Below are 17,259 nucleotides of genomic sequence, written 5' to 3' on the forward strand. Positions count from 1 at the left end.
CACAAAATATGTGAAAACTTTCACAAGGGGGTCAGCCGAAGATCGCCGGGAGCAGGAAGAGCATGCTGATCGACCAGGTCAGGTGGGTGATGATCGGCGCCAGGATGCCGCCCGAGGCCCGGCGCTGGAGGCCGGCCACGGCACCCAGGAGGACGGCGGCGAAGCTGAGCATGACGTTGCCCGTGGCCAAGGTCGCCACGGTGTAGGCGACCGTCGTCCACACCACGGGGTGGCGCGGGATCGCCGCATAGGCGGCGCCGCGGAAGAAGAGCTCTTCGGCGATGCCGTTGAGGGCGGTGATCACGACGAGGATGGGCAGCGAGCCGTTGTCGGCGATCGCCAGCACGTTGCGGATCTGGTCCTCCAGCGGCTGGAGGAAGGCCAGCCCCCGCACGAGCAGGGCGCCGACCACGAAGAGCGCCACCATCGCGGCCCCCAGCAGGAACGGCGGCACCACCGGGCGCTCGAAGGTCTGCGGCTCCTCCAGGTCGGCGATCCGGCCGAGGTGGAGCCGACCGGAGGCGAAGGCCCCCACGATCCAGACGAAGGCGAGCAGGGTGCTCGCGGGGTAGAACCAGATGCTGCCGGGCTCGATCCGCAGCGAGATCGCGAGGGCCGCGGCACCGAGCACGAGGAAGCCGGCCGTCACCCACTGGCGACGGCGCAGGCCCTGCGGGGTGTCGCGCTGGTCGCGCGGGACGACGTCCCACAGCGAGCGGCGGACCAGGGCGGGCAGGTTCACGACCATGAGCCTAGGAGGTCGCACCCAGGGCGGGCCGGACGTCCGTGAACGCACGACAGGGGGCGACCCGCGGTAGCGGGGCGCCCCCTGTCGGGGAGTGGATCACTTCGTGAGGCCGTCCTTGATGTCGGACACGGCGTCCTTGACCTTCTCGAAGCCGTCCTTGATCGAGGCCTTGGCCTGGTCGGCCTTGCCCTCGGCCTGGAGCTGCTCGTCGCCGGTCGCCTGACCGACGGCCTCCTTGCCCTTGCCGGCGAGGTCCTCGGCCTTGTTCGAGATCTTGTCAGCGAAGCTCATCGTCGTACCTCCTTGGTGCGGATCGGACATCTTCGAGACTGCCCGCCGCACCGCCCCGCTCACACCTCCAAGGGGTGGTCTGCCCACGTGGGGAGTTCCACACCGATCCGATCGCCGGATCGGGAATGGAACCGCCACCCCCGCATCGGGAGTTGCGGCGTCAGGAGAACTGCAGGACGCCGTCGTCGATCTTGTCGCGGCGGATCGTGCGGATGTCGCTGAGGTAGTTCTGCTTGAGCATCCACGGCGCCCGGTCACCCTGCTTGGGCAGGCCGTCGAGCGCCCGCTGGATGTAGCCCGACGCGAGGTCCATGAACGGGCGCTCCCCGACCGTCTCGTCCTTGACCGGCACGACGACCTTCTTGCCGTGCTCGTCCATGTAGGTCAGCAGGCGGTTGACGTACTCGGCCACCAGGTCGGCCTTGAGGGTCCAGGAGGCGTTGGTGTAGCCGATCGTGTAGGCGAAGTTCGGCACGCCGCTGAGCATCAGCGCCTTGTAGGCCATGGTGTTCGCCGCGTCGAGCTTCTCGCCGTCGATGGTGATCTCGATGCCGCCGAACAGCTTCAGCTTCAGGCCGGTGGCCGTCACGATGATGTCGGCGTCGAGGTGCTCGCCGCTCTCGAGCTGGATGCCGGTGGCGTCGAAGGTCTTGATGCGGCCGGTGGCCACCGACGCCGTCCCGGCGCGCAGGGCGCGGAAGAGGTCGGAGTTCGGCACGACGCACAGGCGCTGGTCCCACGGGTTGTACGGCGGCTGGAAGTGCTCGTCGTAGGAGACGCCCTCGGGCAGCTGGCGCTCGGTGAACTTGCGCACGAAGCCCTTCGCCTGGTCGGGGAAGCGGCGGGCCAGCTGGTAGCTGGCGACCAGGCGCAGCACGTTGGCCCAGCGCACGATGGGGTACTTCGCCGAGAACGGCAGGAAGTCCAGGCGCTTGGAGAGCTCGTCCTCGCCCGGCTGCGGGAGGATGTAGGTGGGCGTGCGCTGCAGCATGGTGATGTGCCCGGCGGTGCCGGCCATCGAGGGCAGCAGGGTGATCGCCGTGGCGCCCGAGCCGATGACGACGACCTTCTTGCCCGTGTAGTCGAGGTCCTCGGGCCAGAACTGCGGGTGGATGATCTGACCCTCGAAGGTCTCCTCGCCCGGGAACTGCGGGCGGTGGCCCTCGTCGTAGTCGTAGTAGCCCGTGGTGCCCCACAGGAAGTTGCAGGTGATCTCGCGCTGCTCGCCGTCGACGTCGACGGTGACGGTCCAGCGCGCGGAGGCGGTGTCCCACTCGGCCGCGACGACCTTGTGCCGGTAGTGGATGAGCTGGTCGACGCCGTACTCGGTGGCGACCGTGCGCAGGTAGTCGAGGATCAGCGCGCCGTCGGCCAGCGAGGTGTGGCTGGGCCACGGGCGCCAGCGGTAGCCGAAGGTGAACATGTCGGAGTCCGAACGGATCCCGGGGTAGCGGAAGAGGTCCCACGTGCCGCCGCTGGCCTCGCGGGCCTCGAGCAGGGCGAGCGTGCGCTCGGGGTGGGCGGTCTTCAGCTGGCAGGCAGCTCCGATGCCGGAGAGTCCGGCACCGACGATGAGCACGTCGACATGCTCGGGCGCGGTGGTGGGCATGCGCCCACCGTACGCTTATTGACAGATATTCAGCAAGGGGTGTCGTGCAGGTCTCAGCCGGTCGGGATGCGGTGGGCCGGCCGGGCCGAGAGCCGGAAGGCGCGGCCGGTCACCGCGACCGGGGCGATCTCGACGACGTCGTACTTCGGCGTCCCGATCCACGGGCGCAGGCCGACCCGGTCGGCCCGATGCGCCTCGTCCTCCTCCAAGCGCCGCGCCGTGCCGCGGACCACGACGCTGCGCGCCTCCTCACCGACGATCCGGTCGACCTCGAAGGCGATCTCGCCGCCCAGCACGACCGCGAGCAGCTTGGTGCCCTCCGCGGTGCGGAAGAGCAGCGTGCTGCGGTCGACGCCGTAGTTGACCGGCACGATCGAGATCTCGTCGATCAGCCGGTACGCCAGCCGACCCAGCTCCTCCTCGGCCAGCAGCTCCCAGCACTCCTGCGGGCTCAGTTCGCGCCACAGCTCGTCGGTGAACATCGCCGTCCCCCTCTCCGCGGCCACGGGCGGGTCGCCGTCCTTCGACGGTAGGTCGGACGGCGTCCGCGGGGCAGGGCCGTGCGGCCCGGGACGGGAGGACGTAGGCCCGCCCCGGGCACGGGCAGCTCAGGCCTGGACGGCGATGCCGCGCTCGAGCAGGCCGTCGACGTCGGCGATGCCCCAGGCCTCGAGGGCCTCGCGGGTGTGCTCGCCGGCAGCCTTGCTCGGCGGGGTGGTGATGCTCGGCGTCGTGCGGGAGAAGCGCGGCGCGGGCTGCGGCTGCATCATGCCGTGCCGCTCGACGAAGGTCTCGCGAGCGACCAGGTGCGGGTGGCGCACGGCCTCGCTGATCGGCACGATGCCCGCCACGCAGGCGTCGGTGCCCTCGAACAGCTCGATCCACTCGGCCTGCGTGCGGCTCTTGAAGGTGTCGGTGAAGATCTGCCGCATCTCGTCGTAGCGGTCGAGGTCGGCCTGACCCGGGCAGGTGTCCTTGACGCCGAGGAGCGTGACGAGCGCGTCGAAGAACTGCGCCTCGAGGGCGCCCACCGACATGTGCTTGCCGTCGGAGGTCTCGTAGATGTCGTAGAACGGCACGCCGCCGTCGAGCAGGTTCGCCGCGCGCTCCTCGCGGTAGCCGCCGCTGGCGGCGAAGGCGTTGGTCATCGCGTTGAGGTGCGCGGTGCCGTCGACGATCGCGGCGTCGACGACCTGGCCCTGGCCGCTGACCTTCGCCTCGAGGAGCGCTGCCAGGATGCCGATGACCAGGTAGGTCGAGCCGCCGCCGAAGTCGCCGACGAGGTTGGTCGGGAAGTGCGGGCGGGACTTGTCCTGGCCCAGGCCGAAGAGGGCGCCGGTGATGGCGATGTAGTTCATGTCGTGGCCGGCCGCCTGGGCGAGCGGGCCCTCCTGGCCCCACCCGGTCATCCGGCCGTAGACGAGCTTGGGGTTGACGGCGTGGCAGTCCGCGGGTCCGATGCCGAGCCGCTCGCAGACGCCGGGGCGCATGCCCTCGACGAGCACGTCGGCGTCCTTGACGAGCTCGAGCACGACCTGCGCGGCCGCGGGGTCCTTGAGGTTGAGCGCCACGCTCGGCCGGCCGCGGTTGAGCAGCATCGTCTCGCCGCCCGCCAGCGCCTGGCCGCCCGGCCGCTCGATGCGGATCACGTCGGCGCCGAGGTCGGCGAGGATCATGCACGCGTGCGGCCCCGGGCCGATGCCCGCGATCTCGACGACCTTGAGGCCCCGCAGCGGGCCCGTTCCCTGTCCCAGCTCGATGGTCATGGGCGTGATTCTGACAGAACCACTGTCACAGTGGTGGTGTGACCGAGGGGCGGGCGCTGCAAGTTTCTTCGGTCAACCGAAGAACCTTGCAGTCGGACGGCGAAGTTTCGCCGTCCCAGCGATCGTTTCGTCGGTCGACCGAAGAAACTTGCACGCCACGAGGCCCGCCTCACGCCCCCAGCACCCGCCGCAGGAACGTCCGCGTGCGCTCCTCGCGGGGCTCGGTGAAGATCCGCTCCGGCGGGCCGGACTCCAGGATCCGACCCTCGTGGAGGAAGCAGACCGTGGTGGCGACGTCGCGGGCGAAGGCCATCTCGTGGGTGGCCAGCACCATCGTGGTGCCCTGCTCGGCGAGTTCGCGGACGGCGTCCAGCACATCGCCGACGAGCTCGGGGTCGAGGGCGGCGGTGATCTCGTCGAGCAGCAGCAACACCGGCCGGGTGCATAGCGCGCGCACGAGCGCGACCCGCTGCTGCTGGCCGCCGGAGAGCCGGTCGGGGTGCTTGTCGACGTGCTCGGAGAGACCGAAGCGGCCGAGCAGTTCGCGCGCCTCCTTCTCCGCCCGTGCCCGCGGGACGCCGTGCACGCGGCGCGGCGCGAGGGTGCAGTTCTCCAACACCGAGAGGTGCGGGAAGAGGTTGTAGGCCTGGAAGACCGTGCCCATCCGCTTGCGGACCTCGCGCGGGTCGATCAGCGGATCGGAGATCTCGCGGCCCTCGAAGACGATGACGCCGTCGTCGATGGGCTCGAGCAGGTTGAGGCAGCGCAGCAGCGTCGACTTGCCCGACCCCGAGGAGCCGATGAGGCACACGACGTCGCCGGTGCCGACGACCAGGTCGACATCGGCCAGCACGACGCGCTCGCCGTAGGTCTTGCGCACGTTCTCCAGGCGCAGCAGTTCGCTCCGGCCGCTCATCGAGGTGGTCACCGAGCGCCCGCCCATTCGCGGCGCCGCGCGCGCTCCTGGAGCCAGTCGACGAAGCGGGCTGTCGGCACCGTCAGCAGGATGAAGATCGCGGCGACCACCACGTACGGGGTGAAGGTGAAGTTGTAGTTGCCGTAGTCCTGGGCGTAGAAGACGGCGTCGAAGATGCCGAGCACGGAGACCAGTGCGGTGTCCTTCTGCAGCGAGATGAAGTCGTTGAGCAGGGGCGGGACGACGCGGCGCACCGCCTGCGGGATGACGACGAAGCGCAGCGCCTGCGACCGCGAGAGCCCGAGCGCGTCGGCCGAGGCCAGCTGCGAGGGGTGGATGGAGTCGATGCCCGAGCGGAACACTTCGGCGACGTAGGCGCCGTAGGAGAGCACGAGCGCGACGCCGGCCCACACGATCGCCGAGTTGGTGACGCCCTGGAGCTGCAGGCCCGGGATGCCGAAGCCGAGCAGCAGCACCAGCAGCACGGTGGGGATGCCGCGGAAGAGGTCGGTGTAGAGCACCGCGACGATGCGCAGCGGCGCCAGCACCGGGGCGGTCGAGACCCGCGTGATCGCCACGAGCAGCCCGACGAGCAGGATGGCGATCTCGCAGACCACGAACAGGCGCACGTTGAGCCAGAAGTGGCTGAGGATCGGGCCGACGGTGGCACGCACGTCGCCGCCGTCGAAGAACAGCTCACGCACGCGGTCCCAGCCGGGACTCGCGGTGACGCCGAAGGCCAGCGCGCCGAACACGACGACGACCGCCGTGCTGGAGATCAGCAGCGCACGGCGCCGCTGACCGCGGATGACCGCGCGCCGCTCCAGCTCGCGGGCGGACGGCGTCCACCCGTCCGCCGCGGCGGACATCGCGGGGTCGGCGCTCACTGCAGCACGGGAACGCTGACGACGTCGGAGAGCCACTTCTGCTGCAGCTCGGCGAGGGTGCCGTCGGAGGTGAGCTCGGCGAGCGCGGCGTCGACGCAGGGGGTCAGGGTGCTGTTCTTCTGCAGCAGCAGGCCGAACTCCTCCTGCTGACCGGTCTCGGGCTGGAACTGCCCGATGATCGAGGCCTTCGGGATCTCCACCGCGGTGATGTAGAAGGCGGTGGGCAGGTCGGCGAGGATCGCGTCGACCTGGCCGTTGAGCAGCGCCTGCTTGGCGGCGTTGGTGTCCTGGAACACCGCGGGGTCCTGGTCGGGTGCGATGACGTCGCGGATCGCGGTCAGCGAGGTGGTGCCGGTCTGGGCGCCGAGCTTGAGGCCCTTCAGACCGTCGACGGTGGTGACGCTGGCCGCCGGGCCGTCCTTGAGCGCGATCACGGCCTGCGCGGCGGAGTAGTAGCCGCTGGAGAAGTCGACCTTCTCGGCACGCTGCGGGGTGATCGAGATCTGGTTGATGTCGAAATCGAACTTCTTCGCCCCCGGCGCGTAGGAGGTGTTGAAGCGCACGGTGGTCCACTCGACCTGGTCGGCGCTGAAGCCCAGCTTGTCGGCGACCGCGTAGGCGACGGCCGACTCGTAGCCCTTGCCGTTGGTGGGGTCGTCGTCGACGAACCACGGCTCGTAGGCCGGGCTGTCGGTGCCGATCGTCAGCACGCCCGGCTTCTTCAGGTCGGCCGAGGCCGCGCAGGCGGCCGGGTCGGCGGACGCCGTCCCGTCGTCCTCGCCGGTGGAGGCGGTCGGGGAGGCGCCGGCGTCGCTGGCGGTGTCGGCCTCGGGCGCGCACGCCGTCGCGATGGCGAGGACGGCGACGGCCGGGATGAGAGCCGAACGGGTGAGCCGGAGCGTGCGGGTCCGAAGGTGCGACATGGCTGCATCGTAGGGGCGGACACCAGCCCCCTGGCAGGCGCCGTCCATGCGGAGCACCGCTGATCGGTGACGCCGCTCACGTCGACCCCCGACCTCTTGCAACTAGTTGCATAGCCGTGCCACGCTGCCGCCATGCCGCTCGACCACGCCCTCCTCGTCGCGCTCTCCGAGCAGCCGGCGTCGGGGCTGGAACTGGCCAAGCGGTTCAGTCGCTCCATCGGGTTCTTCTGGAGCGCGACCCACCAGCAGATCTACCGCACCCTCGCCCGCATGGACGCCGACGGCTGGCTCGAGGCCAGCACGGTGCCCCAGCACGGCAAGCCCGACAAGAAGGTCTACGAGGTGTCCCCTGCCGGACGCCGCGTGCTCGCCGACTGGCTCGGCGAACCCACCGAGATCCACCCCCTGCGCTCCGATCTCGCCGTGAAGCTGCGCGGCGCGAGCTTCGGGGAGCGCGCCGCGGTGCTCGACGTCGTCCGCGACGTCCTCGCCGACCACCAGACCCGTCTGGCGCACTTCCGCCACCTCATGTCCCGCGACTACCCCGACCCGTCGACCCTCACCGGCCTCGAGCGCGACCAGTACCTCGTGCTCCGCGGCGGCATCCTCATGGAGGAGGCCTGGGTCGCCTGGCTCAGCGAATACCTGGAGGCCCACGCATGACCGAGAGCACCACCTACCCGCACCTGCTCGCACCGCTGACGATCGGCGGCCTGACGCTGCGCAACCGCGCGGTCATGGGCTCCATGCACACCGGCTTCGACGACCACCCGTGGGACCGGCCGAAGGCCCAGGCCTACTTCGCCGAGCGGGCGCGCGGCGGCGTCGGCCTCATGATCACCGGCGGCCACGCGCCGACGAAGCGCGGCTGGCTGCTGCCCTTCGGCGCCGAGATGCGCAACCGGCTGCACGCCGCGCGGCACCGCGACACCACCGACGCCGTCCACGCCGAAGGCGGCGCGATCGCCCTCCAGGTGCTGCACGCGGGCCGCTACGCCTACCACCCGCTCAGCGTCGGCGCCTCGGCGAAGCAGTCGCCGATCACGCCGTTCAAGCCGCGGGCGATGAGCTCGCGCGAGGTCGACGCCACGGCCACCGCCTTCGCCGAGTCGGTCGCGCTGGCCCGCAAGGCCGGGTACGACGCGGTGGAGATCATGGGCTCGGAGGGCTACCTCATCAACCAGATGGTGGCCGCCCGCACCAACGACCGCACCGACGCGTGGGGCGGCACCGCCGCCAAGCGCATGCGGTTCCCGGTCGAGATCGTGCGCCGCACCCGCGAGCTCGTGTCCGCCGACTTCCCCGTCATCTACCGCATCTCGCTGCTCGACCTCGTCGAGGACGGCCAGACGTGGGAGGAGACCGTCGAGCTCGCCCACCTCCTCGAGGACGCCGGGGTCACCGTGTTCAACACCGGCATCGGCTGGCACGAGGCGCGGGTCCCCACGATCATCACCCAGGTCCCGCGCGGCGCCTGGCGTTCGCTGACCGCGCGCCTCAAGGCCGAGGTGGGCGTGCCGGTGTGCGCGTCGAACCGCATCAACACCCCCGAGCTCGCCGAGGACATCCTCGCCACCGGCGAGGCCGACCTCGTCTCGATGGCCCGCCCGCTGCTGGCCGACCCCGAGTTCGTCGCCAAGGCCGCGGCCGGCCGCGCCGACGAGATCAACACCTGCATCGCCTGCAACCAGGCCTGCCTCGACCACGCCTTCGGTGGCAAGAAGGTCTCCTGCCTGGTGAATCCACGCGCCGGCCGCGAGCTCTCGCTCGTCCTCGCCCCGACGCGTCGGCGCCGCCGGGTGGCGGTCGTGGGCGCCGGACCCGCCGGTCTGGCCACCGCGGTCAGCGCCGCCGAGTGCGGCCACGCCGTCACCGTCTTCGAGGCCGACGACGTCATCGGCGGCCAGTTCCGCCTCGCGATGGCCGTGCCGGGCAAGGAGGAGTTCGCCGAGACGCTGCGCTACTTCGGACGCCGCATGGAGGTGCTCGGCGTCGACCTGCGGCTCTCCACCCGCGCGACGGCGTCCGAGCTGCTGGGCTTCGACGAGGTCGTCGTCGCCACCGGTGTCACCCCGCGCATCCCGGCGATCCCCGGCGTCGAGCACCCGAAGGCCGTCAGCTACGCCGACGTCCTCTCCGGCCGGGTCGTTCCCGGACGCCGGGTCGCGGTCATCGGAGCCGGCGGCATCGGCGTCGACGTCTCGGTGTGGCTGACCCACACCGAGGAGGACCTCGGCGAGTGGATGGCGCACTGGGGCGTCGGCGACCCCGCCATCGACCGGGCCGGGCTCACCACCGTCAAGCCGCGCACGCCCGCTCGGGAGGTGACGCTGCTGCAGCGCAAGACCTCGATGATCGGCAAGGACCTCGGCAAGACCTCCGGCTGGGCGCACCGGCTGGTGCTCCAGCAGTCGGGCGTCACCCAGGTCGCCGGCGTCACCTACGACCGCATCGACGACGCCGGCCTGCACTACACGAAGGACGGCGTCGCCCACGTGCTCGACGTCGACCACGTCGTCCTGTGCGCCGGCCAGGAGTCGGTGCGCGGCCTCTACGACGAGCTCACCGACCTCGTCGCGGGCCGCGCCGACGCCCCGCGCCTGCACCTGATCGGCGGCGCCGACCTCGCCGCGGAGCTCGACGCCAAGCGGGCGATCGAGCAGGGCACGCGGGTGGCCGCGGGGCTGTAGCGGAATCGCCGGACCGGTCGGTCCGCCCGGTACCGTTCTCCCCGTGGGACGCGTGCTGGACGGTGCCGACCGGTTCCAGCGTCGGCATCCCGTGCTGGGGATGCCGATCGCGGTGATCTACAAGTTCACCGACGATCAGGGCAGCTACCTGGCCGCGATCATCACCTACTACGCGTTCGTCGCGATCTTCCCGCTGCTGCTGCTCAGCACGAGCATCCTCGGCTTCGTGCTCCAGGGCCAGGAGCAGCTCCAGAAGGAGCTGTTGAACTCCGCACTCGCGCAGTTCCCCATCGTCGGCGACCAGCTCGGTCGGCCCGAGGGGCTCCAGGGCTCCTACGGCGCCGCGATCGCCGGTGGACTGGCCGCGCTGTACGGCTCCCTCGGCCTGGGCCAGGCGCTCCAGAACGCCATGAACGTCTCATGGTCGGTGCCCCGCAACAGCCGGCCCAACCCGATCATGCTGCGCCTGCGCAGCCTGCTGCTGCTGATGTCGGCGGGCGTCGCGGTGCTGGTCATCTCGGTGCTCTCCGCGATCGCCTCGAACACCCAGGTGTTCGGTCGCGACGTCGATGAGAGCATCCGCTGGCTGATCCGGATCGCCACGGTGGCGCTCCTGTGGCTCGTGCTCACCGTGCTGTTCCGTCTCGCCGCCGCCCGTGCGCACCGCGTGGGAGCGGCCGCTCCCGGCGCGCTCGCCGTCGCGCTCATGTGGCAGGGGCTCCAGTACGTCGGCACGCTCTACGCCACCCGCATCCTCGCCGAGACCTCGAAGATGAACGGCACCTTCGGACTGGTGCTCGGACTCATCGGCATCATCTACATCGCGGCCGTCATGGGCGTGCTCGGCATGGAGCTCAACGTCGTCCTCGCCCGGCGGCTGTGGCCCCGCGCCCTGCTGACGCCGTTCACCGACAACGTCGATCTCACCGAGGCCGACCGCCGCGCCTACACCAGCTACGCCCGCGCCCAGCGCCACAAGGGCTTCGAGAACGTCGAGGTCACCTTCGACGACCTCCCCGCCGTTCAGGAGCCGATCGCCGAGCCGCCGGTGCGGGCCGAGGGGCCCGCCGGCTTGTAACGCGGGGTTACGCACCTCTGAGTGACCCTGACAAGGGGTGCCTAGAGATGTGCACCTGCGCGTGACAAGCCTCCGGCGCCCGATCAGGCCGGCCGGAGCCGACCGACCAGCGCCGCGATCTCCGCATCCGAGAGGCCGAGGCCGTCGCGGACGTAGGCCTCCAGCGATCCGTGGTGCTCGGCGACGGCGGCGTCGGCCTCGGCGAGATAGGCGAGGTCGGCGACCATGACGGCCTCGTAGACGGCGACCTTGTCCTCGCCGAGGTGCTCGCGGATGAGTCCGAGGTACTTGTGCCGGGTGCCGTCGACCTCGTTGGTGAGCAGGTAGTCGGCGTGCACGGTCGCCTCCGGCACCCCGCACAGGCGCAGCAGGACGGCGGCAGCCCAGCCGGTGCGGTCCTTGCCGGCCGTGCAGTGGAAGAGCTGCGGGGTGCTGGACGCCGCGATCGAGCGGAACAGCTCGGCGAAGGCGGCCCGGGCGCCGGCGAGTTCGACGAACCCGCGATAGACGCGGTGCATCGTGTCCAGCGCCGCCTCGAGGCTGGGCAGGTCGGCGACCTCGGTCATCGGGATGCCCTCGACCGGAACGTGGTGCCACCGCGAGCCGGGCACCTCGATGTCGGGGTGCGCCTCGACCTCGATCGACTCGCGCAGGTCGAACACGTCGGTCACACCCAGGCCGGCCACCGTGGCGGCGTCGCCGTGGGAGAGCTGGAGCTCGTTGCTGCGGAAGAGGACGCCGGTGAGCAGCCGGACGCCGTCCTCGGTGAGGTAGCCGTCGCCGGCCACGTCGCGGAAGTTGTCGGCCGAGGAGAGTCGCAGCATCTCGGTGCGAAGATCCTGGGTCTCGGCGGGATCGACCGGGGGAGGGCTCACGGTGTCGACCCTAGCGAGAGGCGGGTACGGCTCCCGATCGACGAGGCGGCAACGGGAAGAACATCGAGGTGCGCGCGGCGTACTCCGGGTACCCCGGCCGCTTCATCATCGTGCGCTCGAGCAACCGCGCACCGGTGGCGAAGAGCAGGAAGTAGGTCATCGCGAGCGGGCTGACGACCGCGAGCAGCCCCCACCAGCCGGACGCCGCGGCGCCGGCCAGGAACAGGCCCCACCAGATGCAGGCGTCACCGAAGTAGTTGGGGTGGCGGGTCCACGCCCACAGACCGCGGTCCATGACCGGGCCCCGGTCGGGGTCGGCCTTGTACGCGGCGAGCTGGGCGTCGCCGACGGTCTCGAAGATCCAGCCGAGCAGCCACACGGCGATGCCCAGGACGACGACGGCCCAGGAGGCGACGTCGGAGACGGCGGCGACCTGGAGCGGGATCGAGATGAACCAGACGGCGAACCCCTGCACGAGGAACACCTTGCGGACTGCGACACCCATGCCGACCTGGGACAACGGACCGCCGAGCAGCTCCTCGTAGCGCGGGTCCTCCTTGCCCTGGTGGTCTCCGAGCGCCCGGCGGCGGATGTGCCAGGCGAGGCGCAGGCCCCACGCACCGACCATCGCCAGCACCACCCACCGCCGGGGCCCGTTTCCCTCCGACGCGGTCCCCACTGCCGTCATGACGACGGCGACCGCGACGAAGCCCAGGCCCCACGCGACGTCGACCACAGCTACCCGGCCGAGCTGCCGGGCGCGCAACGCCGCGAGGGTCATCACCAGCGCCGCCGTCAGGAGGGCGACGCCGGAGGCGACCAGGAACGAACTCATCGAGCACCCATCAGAAGTCCCGGATCCAGGGCACGCTGTGCGCGGCACCCGGGCGCACCATCAGGATCTGGTCGACACCCATCCGACCGTCGCGGAAGGCCATCGATCCGCCGACGAGGTAGAGGCGCCACACGCGCACGACCTCCTCGCCGACGAGCTCGGTGAGGCGCTCGAGGTTCGACTCGAACCGGTCGATCCAGCCCGCGACGGTGAGCACGTAGTGCTCGCGCAAAGCGTGGACGTCGCGCACCTCCAGGCCGCCCTTCTCCAGGAAGGCGACGGTCTCGCCGACCGGGCGCATGTACATGTCGGGGGCGATGAAGGACTCGATGAACGGACCGCCGCCGGGCCACTTGCCGGTGCGCGACATCTGCTGCACCAGCACGCGGCCGCCCGGCTTCACAGCGTCGTGCAGCACCTTGGCGTAAGTGGGGTAGTTGCCCTGGCCGACGTGCTCGCCCATCTCGATCGAGGAGACCGCGTCGTACTCCTGACCGCGCGGCGGGACGGCGTCGCGGTAGTCGAGGAGCTTGATGGTGACCTTGTCGCCCAGCCCGCGCTCGGCGATGCGGGCGTCGATGAACTTCTTCTGCTCCGCGGCGATCGTGACGCCGGTGACCTGGGCACCGAAGTGCTCGGCGGCGTGCAGCGACAGCGATCCCCAGCCGCAGCCGACGTCGAGCAGCCGCATGCCGGGCTGGAGGCCGAGCTTGCGGCAGATCAGCGACAGCTTCGCGAACTGGGCCTCCTCCAGCGGCTGCTCGGGGCTGGAGTGGTAGCCGCACGAGTAGGCCATCGAGGGGTCGAGGATCAGGGAGTAGAACTCGTTGGAGAGGTCGTAGTGGTGGCTGATCGAGCGGATGTCGCGCAGCTTCGAGTGCAGGCGGCCGCGGATGCGGGCCTGGGACGCCGGGGGTGCCGGCGGGCGGCCGAGGAGCCCGAGTCGGCCCTCGCCGAGGTCGAGGGCGGTGCGGACGGCGGTGACCATCGCGGCGGGCGAGGGCCGCTTGCCCGACAGGCCGCGCTCCTTCGCGACCGCGAAGGCGTAGGTGAGCGCCTGGTCGAGGTCACCCGGGACGTCGAGCTCGCCGGTGACGTAGGCCTGGGCGGCGCCGAGCTCGCCGGGGTGCCACAGCAGCCGGCGCAGGGCGTCGGGACTGCGCAGCTCGACCAGCGGCGCCTCCAGCGGGCCGGCGACCGAGCCGTCCCACGCCTTCAGGCGCACCGGCAGGTCGCCGCCGACGAACGGTCGCAGGGCCTCGGCGAGCGCGGGGGCCACCGGTCGAGTGGTACCGGCCATGCCGGTGGTGTCGGTGGCGGTCACGCGCCCTCCCGGGTCAGCAGGATCTGGTTGACGTCGATGTAGCCCGAGGCGAAGCCGGCGCGGGAGTACTCGAGGTAGAAGTGCCACATCCGGATGAACGTCTCGTCGAAGCCGAGCTCGAGCACGCGGTCGCGGTTGTCGAGGAACGCGGTGTCCCACCGGCGCAGGGTCTCGGCGTAGTGCGCGCCGAAGTCGAGCCGGTCGGCGATGCGCAGCGAGGTGTGGGCGCGGGTGATCTGGTCGATGGCCTCGACCGAGGGCAGCAGGCCGCCCGGGAAGATGTACTTGTGGATCCAGGTCCACGTGTTGCGGGTGGCCAGCATCCGGTCGTGCGGCATGGTGATGGCCTGGATGCCGACCTTGCCGCCGGGGGCGAGCACCCGGTCGATGGTGGTGAAGTAGGCGTCCCAGTAGTCGTAGCCGACGGCCTCGATCATCTCCACCGAGACGATGGCGTCGAAGCTGCCCTCGACGTCGCGGTAGTCGCACAGCTCGACCGAGACGAGGTGCTCCAGACCCGCCGCGGCGATGCGCTCGCGGGCCAGGGCCTGCTGCTCGACCGAGAGGGTGATCGTCAGCACGCTGGCGCCGCGACGTGCGGCCCGCAGGGCGAGCTCGCCCCAGCCCGAGCCGATCTCCAGCACCCGGCTGCCCTCGGTGACGCCGGCGACGTCGAGCAACCGCTCGATCTTGCGGGCCTGCGCGTCGGCCAGCGACTCCTCGCCCGCCTCCAGCGGGGAGGGGACGCCGTCGAACAGCGCGGAGGAGTAGCTCATCGTCGGGTCGAGGAAGAGCTTGAACAGATCGTTGGAGAGGTCGTAGTGGTGCGCGATGTTGTTGCGCGCGTTCTTCTTGCTCGACCGCTGACGGCTCGGCGGCCGCTTGGCTACCACGGCGCGCAGCCGCTGCAGGCTCTGCGGCACGAGCTCGCTGATCTCGGCGGCCAGCACGGTGAGGAAGTCACCGAGGCCGGACGGCGTGGGGGTGTCCCAGGCGCCGGTGAGGTAGGCCTCGCCGAAGCCGATGAGCTGGTCGCGGCCGAGGCGGGCGAAGAACTCCTGCGGGCGGTGCACCCGCATCACCGGGCCGCCCTTGCCGTAGGTGCGGCCCTCGAGCTCGACGGTCACGTCGAGTCGGTTGACGGCACCGAGGAACAGCCGGCGGGCCACCCGCGCGGACACCGCGACGCGGGGCCCGCTGGGCACCACGTCGAGGCCGACCCAGCGCATCGCGTCGGGGCGACTGGTCGCGAGCACCTCGCGGTCGGGGGAAGCGGTCATCGGGGGTCACTCTCCTGCACGAGGGTCTGGGAGTGGGCGGGACGGGGCTGGATCGGCAGGCGGCGCAGCCACAGGCGGATGCCGTGCATGCGGATCAGCAGCGATCCGCGCAGGGCCGCCCAGGCGGCACGCCGGACGGGCGGGGCTGCGTTGACCCGGCGTCCGTCGAGGGCGGCGCTGAACCGCGCACCGTCGTCGGTGTGCAGTGTGACCGCCACGTGCAGCCGATCCTCACCCGGGGTGGGGACGGCGAGCTCGTAGTGCCCGTCGGTTCCGTGGAACGGCGAGACGTACATCTGCTTGTCGGTGCGCGCGCGGCCCTGCTCGTCGGGGTGCACGAGGTAGGCGTGCCGGTCGCCGTAGGTGTTGTGCACCTCGACCACGGTGGCGACACGGGCGCCGGCGGCGTCGTGGCACCAGTAGACCGAGATCGGGTTGAAGCAGTAGCCGAAAGCGCGGGGCTGGGTGGCCATCAGGATGAGGCCGTCGGCCTCGATGCCCTCGGCGCGCAGGAAGGCGACGACGTTCTCGCGGATGCTGCGCTCGGGGTCGCCGAAGTGGTCGCGCGCCTCGAAGGTGCCCTTGAGGACGCCGAACGGACGGTGGTCGGGGAGGTCGTCGAGATCGACGACCCAGACGTGGGAGGCGTGCTCGAAGCTGCGCTTCCACGGCACGCGCCGCGTGTGGCGGATCGTGGTCTCGTAGACGCCGGTGACCTCCGCGGGCGCCGGCGCCTGGGGCGCGGGCGTCGAGGAGACCTCGTCGGGGCGCAGCCACGGGAGGCCGAGGTGCTCCGCGGCGGCGAGGCCCGAGCGGGCGCCGTCCTCGTGGAAGCCCCAGCCGTGGTAGGCGCCGGCGAAGGCGACCCGGTCGGTGTTGAGCTCGGGCAGGCGGGCCTGGGCGGCGACCGAGACGGGGGTGTAGAGCGGGTGCTCGTACTCCATGCGGTCGATGACGGTGGCCGGATCGACGAGGTCCTCCCCGCCGAGGGTCACGAGATAGTGCACGTCGGTGTCGAGGCGCTGGAGCCGGGTGAGGTCGTAGGTGACCGTGACCTCGCCCCGTTCGCCCGAGACGCGACGGAAGTTCCACGACGCCCAGGTCGAGGTGGCGCGGGGCAGCAGCGAGGTGTCGGTGTGCAGCAGCGCGGTGTTGGGCGAGTACGGCATCGCGCCGAGGATCTCCACGTGCGCCGGCGTCGGCTCGGCCAGCATGGCGAGCGCCTGGCCCGGGTGCGTGGCGATGACGACGGCGTCGTAGGTGGCGGTGTCGCCGTTGCCGTCGGTGATCTCGACGCCGGACGGCGTCTCGAGCACCGAGGTGACCTTCGCACCGGTGCGCACCTCGTCGAGGTGCGGGGCGACCCGCGAGACGTAGCTGCGCGAACCGCCGGTGACGGTGCGCCACGTCGGCGACCCGAAGACCGCGAGCATGCCGTGGTGCTGGAGGAACGCGAAGAGGTAGCGCGCGGGGTAGGCCAGCGCCACCTCGGGGTCGCAGGACCACACGGCCGCGACCAGCGGCTCCATGAAGTGGCGGCGGAAGTAGGGCGTGAACCGGTGGACGTCGAGGAACGCCGCGAGCGTCATGTCGTCGCCCGGCTGGGCGAGCAGCGCCTTGGCCCGGCGGTGGAACCGCGGGATCTCGGTGAGCATCCGCAGGTAGGCCGGATCGGTGTAGTGGCGCCGCGTGGGGAACACGCCGCCGCGGCCGAGCGCGCCGGCCCATTCGACGCCGGTGTCGTCATCGCTGATCGACATCGACATCTCCGACTGCTGGGTGGCGACGCCCAGTTCGCCGAACAGGCGCAGCAGCACCGGGTAGGTGCGGCGGTTGTGCACGATGAAGCCGGTGTCGATCGCCAGTTCGCGACCCGAGGGGTCGAGCACCGTGTGGGTGTCGGCGTGACCGCCGAGGCGGTCGTCGGCCTCGTAGAGGGTGACGTGGGCGGTGCGGGACGCGACGTAGGCGGCGGTGAGGCCGGCGACGCCGGACCCGACCACCGCGATGCGACGGCCGGTGGGGGCGGCAGTCACG

16 protein-coding genes are annotated in these 17,259 nt (G+C 71.2%); 3 read left to right on the top strand and 13 right to left on the bottom strand.

The genetic code is table 11. The features are described from left to right. Positions 1 to 31: 31 nt before the first annotated feature. From ABD671_RS15305 to ABD671_RS15340, 8 genes are all read right to left on the bottom strand, one after another. Complete coding sequence (locus ABD671_RS15305) at positions 32 to 742, bottom strand: CPBP family glutamic-type intramembrane protease (protein WP_425574924.1); 711 nt, start codon at positions 740 to 742, stop codon at positions 32 to 34. Between the two features lie 102 nt (positions 743 to 844). Continuing rightward, a complete protein-coding gene (locus ABD671_RS15310) occupies positions 845 to 1,039 on the bottom strand; it encodes a CsbD family protein (RefSeq protein ID WP_344734291.1) in 195 nt (64 codons plus the stop codon). A gap of 160 nt (positions 1,040 to 1,199) precedes the next feature. Then, positions 1,200 to 2,648 (bottom strand): flavin-containing monooxygenase, encoded by a 1,449-nt coding sequence (locus ABD671_RS15315; RefSeq protein WP_344734292.1) that lies wholly within the window; start codon positions 2,646 to 2,648, stop codon positions 1,200 to 1,202. 53 nt (positions 2,649 to 2,701) lie between these two features. Then, a complete protein-coding gene (locus ABD671_RS15320) occupies positions 2,702 to 3,130 on the bottom strand; it encodes a pyridoxamine 5'-phosphate oxidase family protein (RefSeq protein WP_344734293.1) in 429 nt (142 codons plus the stop codon). A gap of 126 nt (positions 3,131 to 3,256) precedes the next feature. After that, on the bottom strand, positions 3,257 to 4,414 hold the full coding sequence (locus ABD671_RS15325) for a CaiB/BaiF CoA transferase family protein (protein ID WP_344734294.1): 1,158 nt from the start codon (positions 4,412 to 4,414) through the stop codon (positions 3,257 to 3,259). Between the two features lie 169 nt (positions 4,415 to 4,583). Beyond that, complete coding sequence (locus tag ABD671_RS15330) at positions 4,584 to 5,330, bottom strand: amino acid ABC transporter ATP-binding protein (RefSeq protein WP_344734295.1); 747 nt, start codon at positions 5,328 to 5,330, stop codon at positions 4,584 to 4,586. Between the two features lie 8 nt (positions 5,331 to 5,338). Further along, complete coding sequence (locus ABD671_RS15335) at positions 5,339 to 6,217, bottom strand: amino acid ABC transporter permease (RefSeq protein WP_344734296.1); 879 nt, start codon at positions 6,215 to 6,217, stop codon at positions 5,339 to 5,341. Next, on the bottom strand, positions 6,214 to 7,140 hold the full coding sequence (locus tag ABD671_RS15340; RefSeq protein WP_344734297.1) for an ABC transporter substrate-binding protein: 927 nt from the start codon (positions 7,138 to 7,140) through the stop codon (positions 6,214 to 6,216). Before ABD671_RS15340 ends, ABD671_RS15335 begins: the two co-directional genes overlap by 4 nt. Positions 7,141 to 7,272: 132 nt before the next feature. Here ABD671_RS15340 and ABD671_RS15345 point away from each other — a divergent pair, with 132 nt between their 5' ends. The 3 genes from ABD671_RS15345 to ABD671_RS15355 are packed head-to-tail and all read left to right on the top strand — an operon-like array spanning position 7,273 to position 10,908. Next, positions 7,273 to 7,803, top strand: coding sequence for a PadR family transcriptional regulator (locus tag ABD671_RS15345; protein WP_344734298.1), 531 nt, complete (start codon positions 7,273 to 7,275; stop codon positions 7,801 to 7,803). After that, positions 7,800 to 9,830 (top strand): oxidoreductase, encoded by a 2,031-nt coding sequence (locus tag ABD671_RS15350; RefSeq protein WP_344734299.1) that lies wholly within the window; start codon positions 7,800 to 7,802, stop codon positions 9,828 to 9,830. Before ABD671_RS15345 ends, ABD671_RS15350 begins: the two co-directional genes overlap by 4 nt. Before the next feature lie 43 nt (positions 9,831 to 9,873). Then, positions 9,874 to 10,908, top strand: coding sequence for a YihY/virulence factor BrkB family protein (locus tag ABD671_RS15355; RefSeq protein WP_344734300.1), 1,035 nt, complete (start codon positions 9,874 to 9,876; stop codon positions 10,906 to 10,908). Positions 10,909 to 10,991: 83 nt separating this feature from the next. On the opposite strand, the gene ABD671_RS15360 is transcribed toward ABD671_RS15355, so the two are convergent. The 5 genes from ABD671_RS15360 to ABD671_RS15380 are packed head-to-tail and all read right to left on the bottom strand — an operon-like array spanning position 10,992 to position 17,258. Next, positions 10,992 to 11,783: a tyrosine-protein phosphatase gene (locus tag ABD671_RS15360; protein WP_344734301.1), complete on the bottom strand. Its 792-nt coding sequence runs from the start codon at positions 11,781 to 11,783 to the stop codon at positions 10,992 to 10,994. A gap of 10 nt (positions 11,784 to 11,793) precedes the next feature. After that, the gene (locus tag ABD671_RS15365; RefSeq protein WP_344734302.1) at positions 11,794 to 12,618 is read right to left on the bottom strand and encodes a DUF1295 domain-containing protein; all 825 of its coding nucleotides are present in this window, start codon (positions 12,616 to 12,618) and stop codon (positions 11,794 to 11,796) included. A 10-nt stretch (positions 12,619 to 12,628) separates the two neighbouring features. Then, a complete protein-coding gene (locus tag ABD671_RS15370; RefSeq protein ID WP_344734303.1) occupies positions 12,629 to 13,942 on the bottom strand; it encodes a class I SAM-dependent methyltransferase in 1,314 nt (437 codons plus the stop codon). After that, positions 13,939 to 15,222: a class I SAM-dependent methyltransferase gene (locus ABD671_RS15375; protein ID WP_344734304.1), complete on the bottom strand. Its 1,284-nt coding sequence runs from the start codon at positions 15,220 to 15,222 to the stop codon at positions 13,939 to 13,941. Before ABD671_RS15375 ends, ABD671_RS15370 begins: the two co-directional genes overlap by 4 nt. Beyond that, on the bottom strand, positions 15,219 to 17,258 hold the full coding sequence (locus tag ABD671_RS15380; RefSeq protein ID WP_344734305.1) for an FAD-dependent oxidoreductase: 2,040 nt from the start codon (positions 17,256 to 17,258) through the stop codon (positions 15,219 to 15,221). Before ABD671_RS15380 ends, ABD671_RS15375 begins: the two co-directional genes overlap by 4 nt. Position 17,259 lies beyond the last annotated feature (1 nt).

It is taken from the genome of Nocardioides fonticola (assembly GCF_039536805.1).
Classification (GTDB): domain Bacteria; phylum Actinomycetota; class Actinomycetes; order Propionibacteriales; family Nocardioidaceae; genus Nocardioides; species Nocardioides fonticola.

Bases quoted from the DNA above. Each gene is read 5' to 3' on its own strand.
- ABD671_RS15345 (WP_344734298.1), top strand. From the start codon at position 7,273: ATGCCGCTCGACCACGCCCTCCTCGTCGCGCTCTCCGAGCAGCCGGCG.
- ABD671_RS15350 (WP_344734299.1), top strand. From the start codon at position 7,800: ATGACCGAGAGCACCACCTACCCGCACCTGCTCGCACCGCTGACGATC.
- ABD671_RS15310 (WP_344734291.1), bottom strand. From the start codon at position 1,039: ATGAGCTTCGCTGACAAGATCTCGAACAAGGCCGAGGACCTCGCCGGC.
- ABD671_RS15330 (WP_344734295.1), bottom strand. From the start codon at position 5,330: ATGAGCGGCCGGAGCGAACTGCTGCGCCTGGAGAACGTGCGCAAGACC.
- ABD671_RS15375 (WP_344734304.1), bottom strand. From the start codon at position 15,222: ATGACCGCTTCCCCCGACCGCGAGGTGCTCGCGACCAGTCGCCCCGAC.
- ABD671_RS15365 (WP_344734302.1), bottom strand. From the start codon at position 12,618: ATGAGTTCGTTCCTGGTCGCCTCCGGCGTCGCCCTCCTGACGGCGGCG.
- ABD671_RS15325 (WP_344734294.1), bottom strand. From the start codon at position 4,414: ATGACCATCGAGCTGGGACAGGGAACGGGCCCGCTGCGGGGCCTCAAG.
- ABD671_RS15320 (WP_344734293.1), bottom strand. From the start codon at position 3,130: ATGTTCACCGACGAGCTGTGGCGCGAACTGAGCCCGCAGGAGTGCTGG.
- ABD671_RS15340 (WP_344734297.1), bottom strand. From the start codon at position 7,140: ATGTCGCACCTTCGGACCCGCACGCTCCGGCTCACCCGTTCGGCTCTC.
- ABD671_RS15315 (WP_344734292.1), bottom strand. From the start codon at position 2,648: ATGCCCACCACCGCGCCCGAGCATGTCGACGTGCTCATCGTCGGTGCC.